The organism is Snodgrassella sp. W8158 (genome assembly GCF_016100435.1).
In the GTDB taxonomy this organism is placed as follows: Bacteria; Pseudomonadota; Gammaproteobacteria; order Burkholderiales; family Neisseriaceae; genus Snodgrassella; species Snodgrassella alvi.
Genome location: NZ_JACFSM010000002.1, coordinates 645,780 through 666,239, shown reverse-complemented (window position 1 = coordinate 666,239; position 20,460 = coordinate 645,780). Strand labels below are relative to the sequence as shown.

Here is a 20,460-nt window from a genome sequence, read left to right as displayed (position 1 = left end):
TTCAAACATGAAAAAATGGCTGCTATTGGCTACTCTGTTTGTATTAACAGGCTGCGGATTCCATCTGAAAGGAACTTCCGGATTCGACACACCCATGCCATACCATAGCTGGAAGATTGAAGGCGGTAGTATGCAGCGGGCTCTGGAAGTCGTATTGCGGCGGCAGCCTAATGTAATTGTGGATACTGAACATCCAGAGGTAGTGGTAAAAGTCATTTCAGCGACACAGGATTCTTCCACATCAGCAGTAGATTTATCTGGCGGTACCAGTGAATATCTGCTCACACTGAAAGTGAATGTACAAGCCTATCATAATGATCAGCCACTAGGCGATCCGATACAAGTCACAGTACACCGTTATATGGATTATTCTGATCATGAGGTACTGGCCAAAGAAGATGAACAACGTATGATTTGGCATGATATGCGTACCGATGCTGCAGAACAAATTGTACGTCGCCTGGCTTTTCTGCCTGTAACTACTAACGAATGAGTAATTTATCAGTCCAGCCTCTGTCTGCAGCATATCTAATTCATGGTGAAGAAGAATTATTGCGAATAGAGGCTCTAGACACTATCCGTTCAGCTGCACGTAGTCAGCAATATAATGAGCGCGAAGTTATCAATATAGAAACCGGTTTCGACTGGACATCACTTCTGTCCTCAGTCCATTCCGTTGGATTATTTGCTGATAAAAAATTACTGGAAATTCATATTCCCTCTGGTAAACCCGGCAAAGAAGGAGCCGTAGTATTACAACAATTGGCTGAACAATTACCGGAAAATACCTGCCTGCTTTTAATACTTCCTAAACTGGAACGATTACAAACACAGAGTAAATGGTTTTCAAGCTGGGCAAAAAATGCTCAGATATTTGAGGCAAAATCAATTAATCAAAATGCATTACCTCAGTGGATAAAAAATCGGTTGGCGGCTCAGAATCTGAATATCGATAATGATGCACTTGCCCTGTTTGCAGAAAAAGTAGAAGGCAATCTTTTAGCCGCAAAGCAGGAAATCGATAAACTGGCTCTAATTCATCCGGCCGGACATACCGTTACTCTGGATGACGCACAGACAGCAGTAGCTAACGTAGCACGTTTTGATATCTTTCTATTGTCAGCAGCATGGATGAGCGGAAACTCAGAACGCGTATTACGTTTACTGGAAGGTCTTGCATCTGAGGGAAATGAACCGGTACTATTATTATGGGTTATCAGTGAGGATATTCGTACTCTCATACGCTTACTTGCAGCATTAAAGCAAGGTAAATCAATCAGTGAAATGCGCCAAAGCCTGCGTTTATGGGGTGAAAAACAGACTTTAGCACCACAGGCTGCCAAACGTATCGGCATCAGACGTCTTCTTGAAGCTTTACAGATATGTGCGTTTATCGACCGACAAATTAAAGGTGCAGAAGAAGGTAATGCATGGGCAGAAATCAAACATCTTTTTCTGTCTCTGACCATCTGAACATTATTCTGGTAACTCACCGTTAAACTATTGATCCAATAATGATGAAAACAGTTGAAAAAAGCGTTTTAGTACTACACAGTGCCGAACACATATTTGATCTGGTCAACACAGTTGAAGATTATCCTAAGTTTTTACCCTGGTGTAATCGTACGGATATTCTCAAACGGGATGAACAATCTCTGGAAGCTGTATTGTACATGGACTATATGAAAATACGTCAGTCATTTGCTACCAGAAACATTAATCAAAGACCAAATAAAATCCAGATGAGTTTGCTTAATGGTCCTTTTCGCAAACTGGAAGGCACCTGGCAATTTACTCCTATCGATGATCTGGGCTGTAAAATCGATTTTCGTCTGGAATATGAATTCTCCAATGCAGTACTTTCAGCACTAATAGGTCCAGTCTTTAACATTATCGCTACAACATTGGTTGATGCTTTTATTAAGGAAGCAGACAGACGCTATGATGACTGAAATTATTGTTGAAGCAGTATATGCTACCACTGATTATCAGCATCTCTGGCAGGGAAAAGTTCCGGCAGGAAGCAGTGCACGTCAGGTATTATTACAGTCAGATTTACCAGAAAAATTTCCACAAACTGATTTCTATGCAGCACCCATTGGTATATTCGGTAAAAAAGTTAATGATAATTATATATTATCCAATTGGGATCGAATTGAAGTTTACCGACCGTTACTGATTGATCCGAAAGAAAACCGGCGACGGCGTGCAAAGCAAAAAGAATAGTTTTCCAGTTGACTTTTAAACATTTTGTAATTCCCGAGGAATATACATGTCTCATATCAGGCTAATAGTTGGCTTGGGCAATCCGGGCACAGAATATGAACATACACGGCATAATATAGGTTTTGATTTCGTTGATGAACTTGCCAGGTTATGGAAAATCAGCTTAAAAGAAGAAAAAAAATTTTTTGGACAAGTAGCAAAAGTTAATTTACCAGAAAATGAAATCTGGCTTCTTAAACCTTCCACATACATGAACAAATCAGGCACATCCGTGCAATCTATAGCCAAATTCTTCAAAATATCACCTGAGGAAATACTGGTAATTCATGATGAGCTGGATATTCCCTGCGGTCAGATCAGGTTTAAAAAAGGCGGAGGAAACGGTGGTCATAACGGACTAAAAGATATACAGGCATGGCTGGGCACCGCAGATTTTTACCGGCTGCGACTAGGTATTGGTCATCCGGGTGATCGTAATCTTGTTGTTCATTATGTATTGCATAAACCATTGGCTGAAGAAAAAGTTTTGATAGACGAAGCTTTACACAAATCTCTGAATGCTATACCCCTGCTGTTAAAAGGAGAATTCGGCAGGGCTCAGCAACAATTACACAGCAAGTAAATTTGAAAGATCGTGTTATGAAATATCGTGACTTGCGGGAATTCATTGCTGTTCTTGAGCAGCAGCAATTATTAAAGCGAATTCAGACATCAGTTTCTCCTCATCTGGAAATAACAGAAATTGCTGACCGGGTATTACAAAAGCAGGGGCCGGCATTATTATTTGAAAATACTATAAATCAGGCAGGAACAACATACCAGTTTCCTGTTCTGGCTAATCTTTTTGGTACTCCGGAACGTGTTGCCATGGGAATGGGGGCAGACGATACCAGTCAATTACGTGAAATAGGTAAAACACTGGCTTACCTGAAAGAGCCGGATCCTCCTAAAGGATTCAAAGATGCTTTTTCCAAATTACCTTTACTCAAAGATTTATGGAGCATGGCTCCGCATATCGTCAAAAAAGCACCTTGTCAGGAAATTATTCTAGAAGGTGATAAAGTAGATTTAACACAATTGCCAATTCAAAAATGCTGGCCGGAAGATGCGGCTCCGCTAATTACCTGGGGCTTAACAGTTACACGCGGGCCAGAAAAAAAACGCCAGAATCTAGGCATTTACCGACAGCAACTACTGAAAAAAAACAAACTAATCATGCGCTGGCTTGCTCATCGTGGCGGTGCTCTGGATTTTCAGGCTTTTAAACAAAAATATCCAAACAAACCTTATCCTGTATCAGTCATACTGGGTTGTGATCCTGCTACCATCCTCGGAGCAGTCACCCCGGTACCAGACAGTCTCAGTGAATATCAATTTGCCGGCTTATTAAGAGGATCGCGTACTGAGCTGGTTAAATGTATCGGAAATGATTTGCATGTTCCTGCCCGGGCAGAAATTGTTCTTGAAGGAGTTATTTATCCGGACGAGACTGCACTGGAAGGTCCTTATGGAGACCATACCGGTTATTATAATGAACAGGATGATTTCCCGGTATTTACCGTAGAACGCATTACCATGCGCGAAAATGCCATTTATCACAGCACTTATACCGGTAAACCGCCTGATGAACCGGCAATTCTGGGAGTCGCACTGAATGAAGTATTTATCCCGTTATTACAAAAACAATTTCCAGAAATTATTGATTTCTATCTGCCTCCGGAAGGTTGTTCATATCGTATGGCCGTTGTCAGCATAAAGAAACAATATGCCGGACATGCCAAAAGAATAATGATGGGTTGCTGGAGCTACCTGCGCCAGTTTATGTATACAAAATATATTATTGTAGTAGATAATGACATTAATATAAGAGACTGGAAAGAAGTAATCTGGGCAATTACCACACGTATGGATCCGGTTCGGGATACAACACTAATCGATCATACACCGATTGATTATCTGGATTTTGCCAGCCCGATTAGCGGACTTGGCGGGAAAATGGGTCTGGATGCAACCAATAAATGGCCCGGAGAGACAAACCGTGAATGGGGTAAAGTAATACACAAGGATCCGGCAACCACAGCTAAAGTTGACGCCATATGGCAAGATTTAGATTTATAGCTATTTTCAGTCACTATGAATTTTACAGATTGAAGTTTAACAATATATACGGCATAAACATGAGAAGTAAATATATAAATCGTATCTGTACATGGTGCCTGAAACTGGGTCTGATCTCTATTCTGGCAGCCTGTCAAAGCCTGCCTTCTCAACAGGGGCGTAGTATTGAAACACATATTACTGCCGACACTCCGTCCTCTCTTGCCTATGCTAATGCTTCACTTGTATCCGAACATAAAGGTTTATCCGGTCTTTATCCGCTTGATGACGGACATGAAGCATTCGCCGCGCGGATAGCTCTGGTTCGCGCCGCAGAACACAGTCTGGATGTGCAGTACTATATCTGGCGTAACGATACGTCTGGTCAGCTACTTTTTCATGAATTAGTTTTAGCTGCTCAGCGCGGTGTACATGTTCGCTTACTGCTTGATGACAATAATACTGTCGGCCTTGATAATATATTAAAAGCAGTTAATCAAGAACCCAACATCGAAATCAGATTATTTAACCCTTTTATGCACCGGCACTGGCGCGCTTTAAGCTACATGACAGATTTTGCCCGCCTGAACCGGCGTATGCATAATAAATCTATCACAGCTGATAATCAGGCCACTATTCTAGGCGGACGGAATATTGGTGATGAATATTTTGATATGGGTAAAGGCACACTTTTTGTAGATTTAGATATTCTCGCCATAGGACCTATTGTTAATCAGGTTTCAAACAATTTTGACCGCTACTGGAACAGTGCTTCGTCATATCCTTTAAACGGTATAGTTCATCCCCGCCATATTAAATTACAGGCAAGTATGCCTATATTCAAACATCGTAGTTTCAATCATTTACGTGCCAATAGTTATGATAATGCCTATAATCGTGACAATTTTGCCAACCGGTTACTAGACGGATCATTGGATTATCAATGGGCACATTTGATACTAGTGAGTGATAATCCTGATAAAGCTCTGCCCAAAAACAAGCGAAAAGCAGATGTCACCCAGCCTGATAATAATCTTTTAATTGAGCCGGATACAGAACAACCACCGGTAATTAAATATCAAAAAGCCAGTTTAACTCTAAACGCACTTGCTGCATCTGTTGTTGAACCACAAAAAGATTTACTGGTTATCACTCCGTATTTTGTACCCACACAAACAGGTCTTGAATATCTGCAAAAATTACGAGAAGAGGGTGTGAAGATACGTATTCTCACCAACTCCTTAGCAGCAACCGATGTGGCAGCAGTACATTCTGGTTATTCTCACTATAGAACACCGCTGTTAAAAGAAGGAGTAGAAATTTATGAACTCAAAAATCAGGGCTTTTTAAAAGGACCTCGTGACCGTGCATTTACAGGTAATTCCGAATCAAGCTTGCATGCTAAAACTTTTACCATTGACGGACAACAACTATATATCGGTTCATTAAACTTTGATCCACGTTCGGCACGACTCAATACAGAAATGGGTGTCGTAATACAGTCTCCGGAAATGGCACAATTTATGAATCAAGCGATTAATGAAGCATTGCCATATGTTACTTATCAGGTAAAACTAACACCACAAGGCAAGCTGGAATGGACAGAAACCAACGACAAAAATCAAACAAAGGTTTATCATCATGAACCGGATACCACTTTTTGGCAGCGTGTCTGGGTAAAAATGCTCTCCTTACTCCCACTGGAAAGTTTACTTTAACCAGTTTTAGCCATCTCTCATTTGTTCACAACTTGATATTTCTTTTAAGAGGTATTGCCAATGCTTTTGTTTATAGATAATTACGATAGCTTTACCTTTAACATAGTGCAATACCTTGGCGAACTGGGCGAAAACGTAATTGTTAAACATAATGATGAAATTAGACTGCAAGATATTAGCAGACTGGCCCCGGATAAAATTGTCATCGGTCCGGGTCCATGCACACCCAGAGAAGCTGGTATTTCTGTAGATACCATTAAACATTTTGCGCTCACAATACCGATACTAGGCATTTGTCTGGGACATCAGAGTATAGCTTATGCTTTTGGCGGAAATATAGTACGTGCCAAAAAAGTTATGCATGGTAAAATTTCACCTGTTTACCATCACAATAATTCCCTTTTCAATAACCTGCCTAATCCGGTGAATTGTACCCGATACCATAGTCTGGTTATAGAAAAGGAAACTTTACCCGATTGTCTCGAAATAACCGCTTGGACTGATGACAACGAAATTATGGGTATCAGACATAAAACTCTGCCTGTCGAAGGTGTTCAGTTTCATCCTGAAGGATTGCTTACCGAAAATGGTTATGCAATGTTGCACAATTTTCTGCAACAGCATAACCAATAAAGTAAAAATTTTAAAAATAGTTATATTTTAGAAAGAATTATCATGATAACGCCGCAACAGGCACTTAATCGTTTACTGGACAACAATGAATTATTCTACGATGAAATGACAGATTTAATGCGCCAGATAATGAACGGAGAAGTGGCGCCTGAAGTCATAGCTGCTATTTTAATCGGATTACGTATTAAAGTAGAAAGCGTATCGGAAATCGCGGCTGCGGCAACCGTTATGCGCGAATTCTCAACAAAAGTACCTGTACAGCAGCGTGAACATCTAGTCGATATCGTTGGGACGGGTGGAGACAATGCACATACGTTCAACATATCTACAACCAGCATGTTTGTAGTTGCAGCAGCAGGAGCAAAAGTGGCCAAACATGGAGGACGTTCCGTATCTTCTTCAAGCGGCTCTGCTGACATCATTGAAGCCATGGGTGCTGCACTCGAATTAGCTCCTGAACAAGTAGGAGAGTGTATCGATCAGCTTGGTGTCGGATTTATGTATGCGCCAAATCATCATAACAGTATGCGTTATGTAGCTCCAGTGCGTCGGGCATTAGGCGTACGTACAGTCTTTAATATACTAGGGCCATTAACCAATCCGGCAACAGCATCCAATCAGGTTTTAGGGGTATTCCATATTGATCTGGTCGGAATTTTATCTCGTGTACTGAAACAGCTAGGCAGCAAACATGTTTTAGTTGTACATGGAAGTGACGGACTGGATGAAATTACACTTACCGGCACAACTCGCATAGCTGAATTAAAAAATGGCACTATCATGGAATACGATATCCATCCGGCTCAGTTTGACATGCCGGTAATTGAAGACTTAAAACCTTTAAAAGTGGCAAATAGTGAAGAATCGCTGCATATCATGAATAGCGTATTAAACAGAGAAAAAGGTCCTTGCCGTGATATAGTCGTGCTCAATGCAGCTGCTGCAATCTATGCGGCAGACATTACTTCTTCATTAGAAGAGGGTGTTGATTTAGCCATTACCGCCATAGATTCTGGTAAGGCAAAAGCGAAACAAACAGAATTTATCCAAAAAACACAACAATTGGCTAACCAGTCAAATAGCTAACATTAAATAAACTCGGCTTATAAGCTAAATAAAATTTGTATGCATTCATTTTAGCAATGAATCGTTTACAATAATGGCTATAATCTGTCACTAAACACACTATATTATTATGCTAGACATTCAATTACTCCGTCAGGATATTAACAGTATTGCGCAAAAATTACAGACTCGTGGCTTTAATCTGGATACCGAAACTTTCACCCGACTGGAACAACAGCGTAAACAATTACAAATACGCACAGAAGAATTGCAGTCTAAACGCAATAATCTGTCTAAGCAGATTGGTGCACTAAAAGGTCAGGGCAAACATGATGAAGCTAACCAGACAATGGCTGAAGTAACCCAAATCAAGACCGAACTGGAAAAGGTTGATCAAGACTACCAAACCATACAAAATCAAATTAATAATTTGATCCTGACAATTCCGAATCTACCGCATAGTGACGTTCCTGTGGGCAAAGATGAGAATGACAACATCGAAATCCGCCGATTCGGTACGCCAAGACAATTTAATTTTGCAATTAAGGATCATGTTGATTTAGGTGAACCGCTAGGCTTAGATTTCAAAACCGGCTCTGAACTATCCGGAGCAAGATTCTCATTAATGCGGGGTCCGATAGCTCGCCTGCATCGTGCACTGGCACAATTTATGCTTGATACCCATACTCAGCAGCATGGTTATACAGAACATTACACTCCTTATATTGTTAATCCTGAAATTCTGTTAGGTACCGGACAATTACCTAAGTTTGCTGAAGATATGTATAAAGTAAGCTGCGGAGGCGAAGAAAATACACAGGAACAATATCTGATATCAACCGCAGAAATTACCCTGACTAATACCGTGCGTGAACGTATTCTAAGCAAAGATGAATTACCTAAAAAACTCACCGCACACTCACCATGCTTCCGTTCTGAGGCCGGTTCCTACGGTAAAGATACTCGCGGGCTGATTCGGCAGCATCAGTTTGACAAAGTAGAAATGGTGCAGATTCAGCGACCGGAAAATTCTTATGCTGCTCTGGAAGAAATGGTTAGTCACGCCGAAAAAATTCTTCAGCTTTTGGAATTACCATATCGGGTAATTGTCCTCTGCACAGGTGATATGGGATTTAGTGCCGCTAAAACCTATGATTTGGAGGTATGGGTACCTGCACAAAACACTTATCGGGAAATTTCCAGCTGCTCAAACTGCGAAGATTTCCAGGCACGGCGTATGCAAGCAAGATTTAAAGATAATGACGGCAAAAATCAGCTGGTACATACATTAAATGGTTCAGGCCTGGCAGTTGGCAGAGCTTTGGTAGCATTACTGGAAAATCATCAGAATGAGGATGGAAGCATTAATATTCCAGAGGCTTTACAGCCTTATCTGGGCGGATTAAGCGTATTACGCGCATAAATATCAACGATTTATTGAATCTCAATTTATCAAAATTTTACTAAGGGCAATATTTATACGCCACCGTATTAAATATTGCCCTTCAGTGTAAAGACGCGTATAATCGGCAATCCTATCGGGTCGTTAGCTCAGTTGGTAGAGCAGTGGACTCTTAATCCATTTGTCCAGGGTTCGATCCCCTGACGACCCACCACAAATTAACCTATTATATTCAATAGATTCTATGGCTGTTTAGGTGTTAATAAATAGTCCATTGAGTTTCTATCTTTGTCGTTTTTTTATAATGCAATTTGCATGATGCTGCCAATCTTAGCTACATGTGCGTGCAAATGATCATTATCCAGATGAGCGTATTTCTGCATCATTTCCAGTGATTGCAATCTTACCATTGCTTTTAGCTCATACAACGAGACTCTATTCTACATGAGCTAGCTTGCCCATTTATCCCTTAAATCAAACCTTCTGGTTAACAAAGAGTTCTATTACATAGTTTTGAATGCAAAAGCAGCTTCAATTTTTCCGTAAATATGTATAGATTTCAGCTTTGCAGGTGAAATGGTTTCTTGGGCATAATTTTTGTTATCACTTATTATTTTTAAATCACCGCTAATCGTTGCTTGTATACGCTTAACAAGCAGACTCTTCGGTGTAGCAATCAGATATACACCATCGCCACGATGACATTTAATTGCAATATTTACAAATAACAAATCCCCATTAGAAAAAGTTGGATACATAGAATCATCTGGAGCAGTGATTATAAAAGTATTTTTAAAATCATTACCTATGTTTTTCCTGACCCATTCTTCTGAAATTTCAACCAATCTAATTTCGTTTTCAGAGTCTGCGAATAAATTTAATCTGCTTGAATTGAATATATCCGTTTCGTGCTTGATTCTCATAAATTATTTCATCTGATTTATAAGCATTTTTCATTTGTCCATTACCTGTTTCCAACCATACAGGGTCGACACCAAGTACCTGTGCAATTGTTGCTATATTTGTACTTTCTTTATTGCGTCCTGATTCAAGGGCAGCAATTGCTGACTGGGCTCTGCCAATTCTGGCTGCTAATTCCCTTTGACTTATTCCTTTTTCTAACCGCGCTTTTTTTAAGCGTTCATTTAAGCCATTCATATTATTACCTTAAAATAAAGGTACTATTGTACTGATTAAATTAGTATTTAAATACTTTTAAATGGTTTTGATAGAAATCATCGTAAAACCCTATCTTTTAAATTCAAACAAGCACACTCGTAAATGTATTTTAATTAAATCACCATTGTCAGGATTACACCTAAGGTGACTAATCAGGCTGGAAAAATATCAATTAAGTGATTGACTACAGGAATACTGACCACCAAAAAATGCGACCAATAATATTGATATCTTTTAGACTAACTTCTTCATTAATATATGAAATAGCGTTATAACTTTGAAGTAATATTTTATTACTAGTTTTTTTTCTTAAAATTCTAATTTTTAAAAGTCCATCATGGTTTATAGCGTACAGTTTATCATCGCGAAGAATTTTATCCTCGCAATTTATACCAATAATAGCACCATCAGGAATTATTGGAGCCATGCTGTTACCCTCAACTTCTAAACAAAAAGCATATTCAGGATTAATATTATTTTTGCTAAGAATATGACGCGAAAATCGTAATTTTTGATTATTGTAATTCTGAATATCCTCAGAAAACCCATTCCTGGGAGAAAGGCGTATATCAGTATAAAAAGGTAAATCTACTTCATCTTCATCTTTATTTAGCAAAATGTTTTCTTCTGCCATTTTCATTAACCCAACAGAAATATAATGTATATCGTTGGTGCCTGTTTTATTTGTAATTTGATTTACTTGGTCTTCAATCTTTTCAATAGGAATATCAAACCAGCCGATACGTAGGTTAAGTGTTCTCTCTATGTTTAACGCTAAAGCGTCTCCAATAGGCTTGCGTTCTCTTACCAGTGCATTTACTTGAGCATTAGATCTATTGATTGCTCTAGCAAATTTCGTTTGACTTCCTCCGAAAACCATTTCAATTAAATATAAAAGTCGTTTAGTTCTATTATTCATTGCTAATCCAATTAATTCAAAATTTAAATTATATATTTTTTACCATTTTTTACCATTGAGACTATAAGAATCAAAATTCAAGTAATATCAAAAATAATTTCAATGCCCGGATACCAGAAACAAATAAAAATTTACTATAAATAAATCTTTAATTTATGTTATAACCTTTATATATTAACAGTCTACATTAAAGGATTAGGGTATGGATAAATCTTCTATAACTGAAGAATTAGAAGCATTATTTAATTTGTTTGAAAAAGGAGCGATTACTAAAGAAGAATATGAAGCTCAAAAAGCTTTACTCTTATCAAACAAAGAGCAACAGCCTATAAATACAAATACATCTTTACCAGAATCTGTAGAATCTCAGGATGAATCAATTCCAGTATTTATAGAACAGCCTGCTCAGGTTCAAAATCAGCAATCTCACAGTAACAGTGTCAAGATTATTTTAATTATCATGATTGGAATAATCATACTTGTAGCGATGTTTTTCATTTTCTTCAGCAATAGAGTAAATACACCTCCTGTTAATGACCCGAATACTCTTTCAGCCAGTATGGCCAGTAGTGTTATCACAGTGAATGCCCAGCAACCCAGTGATACAACGGAAGCAGACACAGATGAAACAGGTTTGAATCTTAATAAAAAAACGCCTGAAGAACTCAATAAACTATTGATTAAATTTCAGCAAGAACGTGCTAATGCAGTAGCTAATTTACGCTCTGTATGGGCTAGTCTTGATCCTGATTTCAAAGCAACAGTGCAGCAAGAACAGAAAGATTGGGATAACACCGCATTAGCAGCTAATTGTTCTTTATCAGGTTACAGCACACCATTAGCACAACAGGTAGCTAATCAGTATTGCGAAACCATGATGCTAAATAGCCGGGCACAAAGTTTACTGGATGAACAAGCTTCTTCTCTGGCTGATATTAAACAGGAAAAAACGGCTCAAATGGATAAAATGGCAACTGACGCATTAAAAAGAGTGAATTTAACCTGGTCAACAATTCCGGAAGATATACAACAGAACCTGAATCAGACATTTGAACAGTGGTCTGATGAGGTAAACCAATATTGCCTTTCCAGACCAACAGCCCAGAATCTTACTGAAACTCAAATAAATTATGATAATTGTGTCATTAAAAAATCTGAAAGCAAAATCAAAGAACTGAATGGCTATAAAATCTAGCCTTAATCCAAAAGGCAAACTTAATATAGTTTGCCTTTTCGTAAATACTTTTGAATACGAATAGCTAAGAATTGTTTTTTACCCGGTAAAAATATAAATAAAATATGGGCAAACAAAAAACCATTGTTTACAATACGCCTACTTAAACTTTAAAGCAGGACATTTAATTATGGCAGATTTTAATCAGATTCTGGATGCTGGTAATGTAGACGGCGGTATTATTAATGTAGTAGTTGAAATTCCGGCCGGATCAAACCATAAAATAGAATGGGACAGAAAACTGGCTACCATGAAACTGGATCGCGTTGAACCTGTGATTTTTGCTAAACCAACCAACTATGGGTTCATACCGCAAACACTGGATGAAGATGGTGATGAACTGGATGCATTAATCATTACCGATCAGCCATTGACTACTGGTATTTATCTGGAAGCCAGAATTATTGGCGTTATGAAATTTGTTGATGATGGCGAAGTTGATGACAAAATTGTTGTTGTACCGGCCGACGATCGCAATAATGGTAATGCAATTCAAACACTGGCCGACTTACCAGCACAATTAATAAAACAAATTGAATTTCATTTTAACCACTATAAAGATTTAAAAAAGGCCGGTACAACTCAAGTAACACATTGGGGTGATATAGAAGAGGCAAAAAGTGTTATTCGTGAATCTCAACAACGCTGGAAACAAAAATAATTTAAACATACAATTTATGTAACCATAATATATTAGAGTGCTGCGAAATTTGAAGTTTTATTTATTCAAATATCGCAGCAAATTTTTAAATAAAATAACTTAATTTCTTTAAAGAAAATTACTAGTGGATAAATGCTACAAGTTAACAGACAATAAAATGTAAACAGATCGCAATAGGGCATGCGTCCACTATTTGTATAGCAAAGGCTTATGGATAAGGTTGCCAGAAAGTCTTTCCCATAATGCTAAAACAAGTCAACGATATTAAGTTTAATATATTAGGGCAGTCAGGTTGTTATTGATATTTATTACTAGCTAAATATAATACTAAAATTTAACATAATATATATTATGCGAAATTTAATCTGTTAAAGCTTCGTTCAATAATACTTGGCTAATTCAATCATAGTTTTAAATTACTAATAATATTTTTTATCGTAAAATACAAATTAATTGAGGCTTTATATCTAACATCTGTTTCTTGCTTCTAATAATGGATATGTAAGTAAGAACTGATATTTCTGGAATAATTATGCAAAAAAAACTATTACTGGTAGACGGTTCATCTTATTTATATCGGGCATTTCATGCTCTTGCGCCATTAACCAGTCCAACAGGTATGCCCACAGGTGCATTATATGGTGTACTAAATATGTTACGGCGTTTACGCTTAGATACACCACATGATTATGCTTGTTGTATATTTGATGCTAAAGGCGAAAATTTTCGCCATCAGCTTTATCCTGAATATAAAGCTAATCGTCCGCCGATGCCAGAAGAACTTAGACCACAAGCTGAAGCGTTACCAGAATTAGTGAAATTAATGGGCTGGCCGGTCTTATCTGTCAAAGGTGTTGAGGCAGATGATGTAATTGGTACATTAGCTTATTCAGCAGAACAAGCCGGTTATCAGGTTATTATTTCTACTGGTGATAAAGACATGGCTCAGCTGGTTAACAGCCAAATTACGCTTGTCAATACCATGAACAATGAAAAGCTTGATATTGAAGGTGTAATTAATAAATTTGGCGTAAAACCGAACCAGATAATAGACTATCTTAGTCTGATTGGTGATAAAGTTGATAATGTACCCGGTGTGGAAAAATGTGGTCCTAAAACAGCGGTTAAATGGCTGCAGGAATATGGTTCATTACAAAATATTATTGAACATGCTAATGAAATTAAAGGTAAAGTTGGTGAAAATCTTAGAATTGCATTATCAAAATTGCCCCTGTCCTATCAATTAATTACTATTAAAACTGATGTAGATTTACATCATGAGATACCGCACGGAATTGAAGATTTACAGCGAAAAACTCCGAATTGGGCAGAATTAATTTCACAATTCAAGCAACTTGGTTTCAAAAGCTGGTTAAAAGAAGCACAAAATCATTGTCACGAGAATATGAATGAAACTTCTCAGCCTGCTAATGATCTGTTTAGTGATATTGAAACCGATAATAGTACTGATACTAAAATTATAGAAAATACAGCAGAAACTGAACAAATCAGAAATATACCCAAAAACTATTCAGCTATTACCACAATTGAACAATTAAATAAATTACAACGACAATTAAACAACGCTAAAGTTATTGCTCTGGATACAGAAACAGATAGCCTGGATGCGATGAATGCGCATCTTGTCGGTATCAGTATTGCTTTAGAACCAGGAACAGCATTTTATATACCTGTCGGACACAGCTCGGCAGTAATCAGTGAACAATTACCTATTGAAACTGTGCTTGCTACCCTGAAACCTTATCTGGAAGCAGATCTACCAGAAAAAATTGGTCAAAATATTAAATATGATCAACATGTTCTGGCTAACTATAAGATTAACTTACAGGGAATTACCGGTGACTCAATGCTGGCTTCTTATATAATTGAAAGCCATTTAGGCCATGGTCTAGATGAATTGGCACTTCGTCATCTGAACTGGCAAACTATTCATTATGAAGATTTATGTGGCAAAGGAGCAAAACAAATCAGTTTTGCTGATGTCGCGCTTGAAGATGCCGTTAATTACGCAGCAGAAGATGCGGATGTTTGTTTTCGCCTTGAAATTTTACTAAGAAAACAGATGGATACAGCGCAACTTGAGTTATATCGTAATCTCGAAATCCCTGTAGAGAACATACTTTATAACATGGAGCGCACCGGAGTGCTAATAGATCGTCAGGAACTGGCTCAGCAAAGCCATGAGCTTGGTACTGAATTGGTTCGACTCGAAGAACAGGCATATCAACTGGCAGGACAGCCTTTTAATTTAAACTCACCCAAACAGCTTCAGTCTATTCTGTTTGAAAAAATGGGAATCCCTACTTCCGGCCTGAAAAAAACTTCATCCGGAGGTATTTCTACCAATGAAACCGTGCTGGAAAAGCTTGCAGCAGATTATCCCCTACCCAAGCTTATTTTACAAACACGTAGTCTGGCTAAATTAAAATCCACTTATACAGATAAATTACCGCAACTAATTAATCCGAATACCGGTCGTGTACATACTACCTATGCTCAGGCTGTCGCTATTACAGGTCGTCTGGCCAGTAATAATCCAAATTTACAGAATATTCCGGTACGTACTGAAGAAGGACGGCGTATTCGTAAAAGTTTCATCGCCCCACCCGACCAGTTTATTGTTTCTGCGGATTACTCCCAGATTGAGCTAAGGATTATGGCTCATCTTTCTAATGATTCTACCTTAATTGATGCCTTTCAGCATGATGAGGACATTCATAAGCGTACCGCAGCAGAAATTTTTGCGACAAATCAGGAACAAATAACCGCAGAACAACGTCGTTATGCTAAAACCATTAACTTTGGTTTAATCTATGGTATGAGCGAATATGGTCTGGCCAAATCATTAGGAATTGAATTACAAGCTGCGCAACACTTTATATCACGTTACTTTAACAGATATCCGGGTGTACACGAATATATGGAAAAAACTAAAGAACAAGCATTACAGCATGGGTATGTAGAAACCTTATTCGGGCGTCGTCTTTATCTGCCTGGTTTAAAAAGCACAAATGCTAACGAACGCGCCGGAGCATTCAGAGCTGCGATAAATGCACCGATGCAAGGGACGGCATCTGATTTAATTAAACGAGCCATGATTGCTGTATATAAATGGCTTAATCAGGAAAAAATGCAAACCAAACTGATTATGCAGGTACATGATGAGCTTGTATTACAGGTACCTGAATATGAGTTGCCATCTGTACAAACACATTTGCCTCAATTGATGGCAAATGTGGCTAAATTAAAAGTTCCATTAATTGCTGATGTCGGATACGGGCATAACTGGGATGAAGCTCATTAATGGAATACTCTGTTTGAAATACCAGGATTAATAATAAAAGGTAGTCTAAAATTTATTAGGCTACCTTTTTAAAAATTAACAATATAAACTATATTTTTATGACAGAATATATCAAAATATTAATATATAAATAAAATAATGGACGAATAGTTTATTTTATTTCAGCTAATTGCGCACGCATGGCAGAAATCTGCCTAAAATAATCGCTATGGCCAAAAATTGCAGAACCTGCAACAAATGTGTCTGCCCCTGCTGCTGCTATCTGAGCAATATTATCAATTTTTATTCCGCCATCCACTTCTAATCGGATAGATTTTTTACTTTCACGAATATATTCATTAATTATTGCTCTAACCTTACGAATTTTTTTCAGCGTGGAAGGAATAAAGCTCTGCCCGCCAAAACCAGGATTAACCGACATCAGTAATATGACATCTACTTTATCTAATACTTCTTCCAATACACTTATTGGTGTAGCCGGATTTAATACTACCCCTGCTTGACACCCGGCTGTTTTTATTAGATTTAAGCTTCTATCTACATGCTTACTTGCTTCGGGATGAAAAGTAATAATATCCGCACCGGCTTTTGCAAAAGCATTAATCATCTCATCAACTGGTTCTACCATTAAATGTACATCGATGGGAACAGAAGCATATGGTTTTATTGCCTGACAAACCATAGGACCAAACGTAAGATTTGGCACATAATGATTATCCATAACATCAAAGTGAATCCAGTCTGCTCCACTGTTAATTACGGAAGTAATTTCATTGCCCAAACAGGCAAGATCTGCTGATAAAATACTAGGAGCAATATAAAAATCCGGTTTCGTTAACTTATTCATATTAAAACATTATCTATAATAAATTATATTATTTACGCAAGTTTACTACCATTATATGTGTTTGACTGCTATTGAAGTATACTCATAATAACTGATAGAAATCAAAGGGAGAACAAAATGATATTTTCATACTGGCAAAAAATGACCCGCTATTGTGCCGGTTTTGTCTTATTAACATTTACTTTTTCTACTTTTGCCTCGGGTCAGATTAATTGTGACTTACGCAAGCTTGAATTAACTCAAATGCAAAAAACAAGGCTTAGGCTTATCAGAATGCAGTACAAACGAAATCAGGACACTAATTTGCAGCATACCGCAAACAATAAACGTAAAAGTGAGCAATTAACACAGATTCTGATGAAACCAAAATTTGATGAAACTGAAGCAAAACGCTATGTATTGAACTATTATATGCCTCGTATACAACAAGATATAGATGAATTAAAAGTACAATATGAGTTTTTGCAAGTTTTAAATCAGCAGCAAAGACAAAACTGGATTAATAATTGTTTGCGTTAAAACTATAAAATTAGTATTTGATAGATAACTATTTGAATTAAATATTATTTTGAATAAATCAATTACATGAATTCAGATTTTACTTAATACCATCATAAAATAAAGTATAGTAATACGATAAAAAATGCTTATTGCCTGCTACACAAAGAATTTTGAGATGGATCTGTAATACTTTTTACAGATTTTGTATTACAAATGTAAGTACTTGAGTCATTACTCATCCAAACTGATTTTTTTAAATGGACACCATTTTTAGGTTCTGCATATAAACGAAATTTTGTGCAATCATCAGTTGTACTACATATACTTCCGATTTCATATTTTTTGTCTACATTACCATTTTTGGTCAATTGATTCTTAATAGATAAATCGAGATCATCTTTTAGTAAATTTCTATTAAATAGTTTTAGTTTTGTTTGTGCTATATCTTGATTGATATTGGCTAGTGTAGTAGTAGCATCTGTTAAATCTGCTTTCTCAATATAGCTACTATAAACCGGTACAGCTAAGGCAGTCAAAATCCCCATAATTGCAATTACCACCATTAGCTCAATCAAAGAGAAACCATTTTGATATTTTTTCATGCATTTTTCCAGATATAAATCTTTATATTAATAATCATATAAAGCGGCTTGAATAGTTTCTTCAATAATACTTGAAGTTGAAGCATTTTGTCCCCAGCCTTTTGCAGTAATTCGGAATATATAATACCCTACTCCTGCTTTAGTATCAGGCCCTAAATATTCAATTACATAACGGTACTCTGCCTTCTCATTTTGCTTATCTGGATATTTGAATGATGGATCACTATCTTTTATATCTGTAAATACTCCAGATCGTTTCCAAACATCTTTTAAATCAGTACAGGATTCAACTTTAGCTATTTTGCTGTTTACTTTTGCCGGATCTATTCCTTTTGCTGCACATAATCCTGCTTTACAATCACAGTTAAATTGCTGTGCTGTCTTTAAACCAGGCCACTCACTAATTTTCTTTTCAGCATCAGCCAAACCAAGCTGTGCGTTTTGAAATGCTAGCTGATGATCGCTATCATTAGCACTGGTTCGCGTATCCATCGATGTACTTTGCATAGTTACTACTACAAGAAAAGCAATAACTATCATCATAATCAGCACTAAAAATAATGCAAAACCAGACTGACTGGATTGTAAGGTTTTATTTTTAATTTTCATGTCTGCAAAGATTTCCAGAGTAATTGGTCTATAAAATTAAATTTTGCTACTTACACAAACTTCACCTTGTCGTACAGAGGCATTAATTTCATAATTGATAGTTGTATTATCATTTGTTCCATTAGGTCTTACTGTCAGGGTTACTCCAATTAAAACAGGTGGCTTTTCATACTTGAAATTAAGATCAGTTGTACGTGTTACATTGGCTTTCAAAGGCGGAGGGAGTTTGCTGCCGGCAGCACTGGCAGCACTGGCAGCACTGGGGCAATCATTTGCAGTATGATTATCATAATCAAAATGATAATTTACAGCAGTGACATTTCTTACTATCAGTTGTGGGGAGCTAAATGTTTTATTAGAATAATTTACTCGATAAAATCCCGGATCTGGATCCAAATTTGTAGTTCCAACTACATAAACCGCAGCACTTATGTCTTCATCATCTATATTAGTTTGACATTTCGAAGACAAAATACTATTGACTAATTTATCACTTACATAAGTTAACACTAAAGGCTTACTGCCTGTTACCGGTTTTACAGCAATACTAGAAGATACGGTTGGTAACTCAGTTGATAAAAACTGTTTATTTTTCACACTAAATGCATTTTCGAATATAGAGTTTAATTGGGATGTCGAAGGGGGATTCATACAACTAAAATCAGCCAACTGCCGCATATCGCTACGAATTACATTTGCTGCATTTCGCACATCTTGTTCATAGCTGATACGTGTTTTAACCTGTTCTTTTAATTTATACGTTGTTAAAAATGTAGAGCTGGCAGCCATTAAAACAATTATGCTGATTGCAGATGCCACCATCAGTTCGACCAGACTGAATCCTTGCTGCCGGCGTGGAATTTGTTTTAAATTAGTGATTTTAACTATTTTCATTATTGGATCAATCTTTGTATTTTTGTCTGTTGTGTTCATCACTGTCCTGCTGTCAGGGAATACGAAAATAGATTTTTATTTTTATCATTTAAATTGTTATCATCATCCTTATTAAGAATCTGCCCCCACCAGGTTACAGTAATCTGACCATCTGTAATTACACAGCTGTTTACCTTAGCATTTGTTAAATTAATATTGAGGAGAGTTGAACAATTTTTATTATTAAAATCTGAAAAATCCTTTTTCAAAGTAAATATCTTATTTTTTGCTGCATCTTCTGTTACTTCTAAAGAAATTTTTGGTTGAGAATTCATCAGTTCAATGTAATTTTGTACTGCTCTGGTTACCTCTCCTTGATTCGCTGCATTTACAGATGTATGAACTGCAGTGATCTGAGCCAGCATTAATGCAAGTACACCAAATGACAAGACAAACATGGCCACAATAGCTTCAATGATTGTAGATCCATTCTGACGCTGAAATCTATTTGATGAATATAATATCCTGACTGAAATATACCGGTACATATACTTATCCATATAATTCCT

At 37.2% G+C, this 20,460-nt stretch carries 22 protein-coding genes and 1 tRNA gene; 15 read left to right on the top strand and 8 right to left on the bottom strand.

Annotated features, from left to right (window positions below; translation table 11 throughout):
* The first annotated feature begins 7 nt into the window (after positions 1–7).
* The 11 genes from lptE to H3V11_RS07495 all read left to right on the top strand — a co-directional run bounded on the left by lptE (position 8) and on the right by H3V11_RS07495 (position 9,355).
* Positions 8–493, top strand: coding sequence for an LPS assembly lipoprotein LptE (lptE, locus tag H3V11_RS07545; protein WP_084551916.1), 486 nt, complete (start codon positions 8–10; stop codon positions 491–493).
* Entirely contained in the window at positions 490–1,473 is a 984-nt protein-coding gene (gene holA / locus H3V11_RS07540) for a DNA polymerase III subunit delta (RefSeq protein WP_198224086.1), read from the top strand. Before lptE ends, holA begins: the two co-directional genes overlap by 4 nt.
* Positions 1,474–1,517: 44 nt before the next feature.
* Entirely contained in the window at positions 1,518–1,952 is a 435-nt protein-coding gene (locus H3V11_RS07535; protein ID WP_037393303.1) for a type II toxin-antitoxin system RatA family toxin, read from the top strand.
* Positions 1,942–2,226 (top strand): RnfH family protein, encoded by a 285-nt coding sequence (locus H3V11_RS07530; RefSeq protein ID WP_370570174.1) that lies wholly within the window; start codon positions 1,942–1,944, stop codon positions 2,224–2,226. Before H3V11_RS07535 ends, H3V11_RS07530 begins: the two co-directional genes overlap by 11 nt.
* 46 nt (positions 2,227–2,272) lie before the next feature.
* Positions 2,273–2,848 (top strand): aminoacyl-tRNA hydrolase, encoded by a 576-nt coding sequence (gene pth / locus H3V11_RS07525; protein WP_025330691.1) that lies wholly within the window; start codon positions 2,273–2,275, stop codon positions 2,846–2,848.
* Between the two features lie 17 nt (positions 2,849–2,865).
* The gene (ubiD, locus tag H3V11_RS07520) at positions 2,866–4,344 is read left to right on the top strand and encodes a 4-hydroxy-3-polyprenylbenzoate decarboxylase (RefSeq protein WP_198224084.1); all 1,479 of its coding nucleotides are present in this window, start codon (positions 2,866–2,868) and stop codon (positions 4,342–4,344) included.
* A gap of 59 nt (positions 4,345–4,403) precedes the next feature.
* Positions 4,404–6,041, top strand: coding sequence for a phospholipase D family protein (locus H3V11_RS07515; protein WP_198224082.1), 1,638 nt, complete (start codon positions 4,404–4,406; stop codon positions 6,039–6,041).
* Between the two features lie 60 nt (positions 6,042–6,101).
* On the top strand, positions 6,102–6,674 hold the full coding sequence (locus H3V11_RS07510; protein WP_198224080.1) for an aminodeoxychorismate/anthranilate synthase component II: 573 nt from the start codon (positions 6,102–6,104) through the stop codon (positions 6,672–6,674).
* Between the two features lie 42 nt (positions 6,675–6,716).
* Positions 6,717–7,760 (top strand): anthranilate phosphoribosyltransferase, encoded by a 1,044-nt coding sequence (gene trpD, locus H3V11_RS07505; protein WP_198224078.1) that lies wholly within the window; start codon positions 6,717–6,719, stop codon positions 7,758–7,760.
* Positions 7,761–7,869: 109 nt separating this feature from the next.
* The gene (serS, locus tag H3V11_RS07500) at positions 7,870–9,162 is read left to right on the top strand and encodes a serine--tRNA ligase (protein WP_198224077.1); all 1,293 of its coding nucleotides are present in this window, start codon (positions 7,870–7,872) and stop codon (positions 9,160–9,162) included.
* A 117-nt stretch (positions 9,163–9,279) separates the two neighbouring features.
* Positions 9,280–9,355, top strand: a tRNA-Lys gene (locus H3V11_RS07495).
* Between the two features lie 289 nt (positions 9,356–9,644).
* Here the strand turns inward: H3V11_RS07495 and H3V11_RS07490 are convergent.
* From H3V11_RS07490 to H3V11_RS07480, 3 genes are all read right to left on the bottom strand, one after another.
* Complete coding sequence (locus H3V11_RS07490) at positions 9,645–9,986, bottom strand: S24 family peptidase (protein ID WP_198224075.1); 342 nt, start codon at positions 9,984–9,986, stop codon at positions 9,645–9,647.
* 13 nt (positions 9,987–9,999) lie between these two features.
* A complete protein-coding gene (locus H3V11_RS07485) occupies positions 10,000–10,299 on the bottom strand; it encodes a helix-turn-helix domain-containing protein (protein ID WP_198224073.1) in 300 nt (99 codons plus the stop codon).
* A 205-nt stretch (positions 10,300–10,504) separates the two neighbouring features.
* Positions 10,505–11,239 carry a S24 family peptidase gene (locus tag H3V11_RS07480; protein WP_198211148.1) on the bottom strand — a complete coding sequence of 245 codons (735 nt, stop codon included), beginning with the start codon at positions 11,237–11,239 and terminating at the stop codon, positions 10,505–10,507.
* A 202-nt stretch (positions 11,240–11,441) separates the two neighbouring features.
* Here H3V11_RS07480 and H3V11_RS07475 point away from each other — a divergent pair, with 202 nt between their 5' ends.
* The 3 genes from H3V11_RS07475 (at position 11,442) to polA (ending at position 16,459) form a co-directional block, all read left to right on the top strand.
* A complete protein-coding gene (locus H3V11_RS07475) occupies positions 11,442–12,434 on the top strand; it encodes an SHOCT domain-containing protein (protein ID WP_198224071.1) in 993 nt (330 codons plus the stop codon).
* A gap of 169 nt (positions 12,435–12,603) precedes the next feature.
* Positions 12,604–13,134, top strand: a complete 531-nt coding sequence (locus H3V11_RS07470; RefSeq protein ID WP_084587364.1) for an inorganic diphosphatase — start codon at positions 12,604–12,606, stop codon at positions 13,132–13,134.
* A 532-nt stretch (positions 13,135–13,666) separates the two neighbouring features.
* Positions 13,667–16,459, top strand: a complete 2,793-nt coding sequence (gene polA, locus H3V11_RS07465; RefSeq protein ID WP_084586184.1) for a DNA polymerase I — start codon at positions 13,667–13,669, stop codon at positions 16,457–16,459.
* Between the two features lie 151 nt (positions 16,460–16,610).
* Here polA and rpe read toward each other — a convergent pair whose 3' ends face one another.
* Positions 16,611–17,306, bottom strand: a complete 696-nt coding sequence (rpe, locus tag H3V11_RS07460) for a ribulose-phosphate 3-epimerase (RefSeq protein ID WP_084586185.1) — start codon at positions 17,304–17,306, stop codon at positions 16,611–16,613.
* A 117-nt stretch (positions 17,307–17,423) separates the two neighbouring features.
* On the opposite strand from rpe, the gene H3V11_RS07455 reads away from it, so the two are divergent.
* Entirely contained in the window at positions 17,424–17,825 is a 402-nt protein-coding gene (locus H3V11_RS07455; protein ID WP_084551903.1) for a Spy/CpxP family protein refolding chaperone, read from the top strand.
* Positions 17,826–17,953: 128 nt separating this feature from the next.
* Here H3V11_RS07455 and H3V11_RS12010 read toward each other — a convergent pair whose 3' ends face one another.
* The 4 genes from H3V11_RS12010 to H3V11_RS07435 are packed head-to-tail and all read right to left on the bottom strand — an operon-like array spanning position 17,954 to position 20,451.
* The gene (locus H3V11_RS12010; protein WP_084565640.1) at positions 17,954–18,409 is read right to left on the bottom strand and encodes a type IV pilin protein; all 456 of its coding nucleotides are present in this window, start codon (positions 18,407–18,409) and stop codon (positions 17,954–17,956) included.
* Between the two features lie 27 nt (positions 18,410–18,436).
* Complete coding sequence (locus tag H3V11_RS07445; protein WP_084551901.1) at positions 18,437–19,018, bottom strand: PilX N-terminal domain-containing pilus assembly protein; 582 nt, start codon at positions 19,016–19,018, stop codon at positions 18,437–18,439.
* 36 nt (positions 19,019–19,054) lie between these two features.
* On the bottom strand, positions 19,055–19,951 hold the full coding sequence (locus H3V11_RS07440; protein WP_198224069.1) for a PilW family protein: 897 nt from the start codon (positions 19,949–19,951) through the stop codon (positions 19,055–19,057).
* The gene (locus H3V11_RS07435) at positions 19,951–20,451 is read right to left on the bottom strand and encodes a hypothetical protein (protein ID WP_084586187.1); all 501 of its coding nucleotides are present in this window, start codon (positions 20,449–20,451) and stop codon (positions 19,951–19,953) included. Before H3V11_RS07435 ends, H3V11_RS07440 begins: the two co-directional genes overlap by 1 nt.
* Between the last annotated feature and the right edge of the window lie 9 nt (positions 20,452–20,460).

Coding starts and splice junctions, on each gene's coding strand:
- lptE (WP_084551916.1), top strand. CDS start 8: ATGAAAAAATGGCTGCTATTGGCTACTCTGTTTGTATTAACAGGCTGC.
- holA (WP_198224086.1), top strand. CDS start 490: ATGAGTAATTTATCAGTCCAGCCTCTGTCTGCAGCATATCTAATTCAT.
- H3V11_RS07535 (WP_037393303.1), top strand. CDS start 1,518: ATGAAAACAGTTGAAAAAAGCGTTTTAGTACTACACAGTGCCGAACAC.
- H3V11_RS07530 (WP_370570174.1), top strand. CDS start 1,942: ATGATGACTGAAATTATTGTTGAAGCAGTATATGCTACCACTGATTAT.
- pth (WP_025330691.1), top strand. CDS start 2,273: ATGTCTCATATCAGGCTAATAGTTGGCTTGGGCAATCCGGGCACAGAA.
- ubiD (WP_198224084.1), top strand. CDS start 2,866: ATGAAATATCGTGACTTGCGGGAATTCATTGCTGTTCTTGAGCAGCAG.
- H3V11_RS07515 (WP_198224082.1), top strand. CDS start 4,404: ATGAGAAGTAAATATATAAATCGTATCTGTACATGGTGCCTGAAACTG.
- H3V11_RS07510 (WP_198224080.1), top strand. CDS start 6,102: ATGCTTTTGTTTATAGATAATTACGATAGCTTTACCTTTAACATAGTG.
- trpD (WP_198224078.1), top strand. CDS start 6,717: ATGATAACGCCGCAACAGGCACTTAATCGTTTACTGGACAACAATGAA.
- serS (WP_198224077.1), top strand. CDS start 7,870: ATGCTAGACATTCAATTACTCCGTCAGGATATTAACAGTATTGCGCAA.
- H3V11_RS07485 (WP_198224073.1), bottom strand. CDS start 10,299: ATGAATGGCTTAAATGAACGCTTAAAAAAAGCGCGGTTAGAAAAAGGA.
- H3V11_RS07480 (WP_198211148.1), bottom strand. CDS start 11,239: ATGAATAATAGAACTAAACGACTTTTATATTTAATTGAAATGGTTTTC.
- H3V11_RS07475 (WP_198224071.1), top strand. CDS start 11,442: ATGGATAAATCTTCTATAACTGAAGAATTAGAAGCATTATTTAATTTG.
- H3V11_RS07470 (WP_084587364.1), top strand. CDS start 12,604: ATGGCAGATTTTAATCAGATTCTGGATGCTGGTAATGTAGACGGCGGT.
- polA (WP_084586184.1), top strand. CDS start 13,667: ATGCAAAAAAAACTATTACTGGTAGACGGTTCATCTTATTTATATCGG.
- rpe (WP_084586185.1), bottom strand. CDS start 17,306: ATGAATAAGTTAACGAAACCGGATTTTTATATTGCTCCTAGTATTTTA.
- H3V11_RS07455 (WP_084551903.1), top strand. CDS start 17,424: ATGATATTTTCATACTGGCAAAAAATGACCCGCTATTGTGCCGGTTTT.
- H3V11_RS12010 (WP_084565640.1), bottom strand. CDS start 18,409: ATGAAAAAATATCAAAATGGTTTCTCTTTGATTGAGCTAATGGTGGTA.
- H3V11_RS07445 (WP_084551901.1), bottom strand. CDS start 19,018: ATGAAAATTAAAAATAAAACCTTACAATCCAGTCAGTCTGGTTTTGCA.
- H3V11_RS07440 (WP_198224069.1), bottom strand. CDS start 19,951: ATGAACACAACAGACAAAAATACAAAGATTGATCCAATAATGAAAATA.
- H3V11_RS07435 (WP_084586187.1), bottom strand. CDS start 20,451: ATGGATAAGTATATGTACCGGTATATTTCAGTCAGGATATTATATTCA.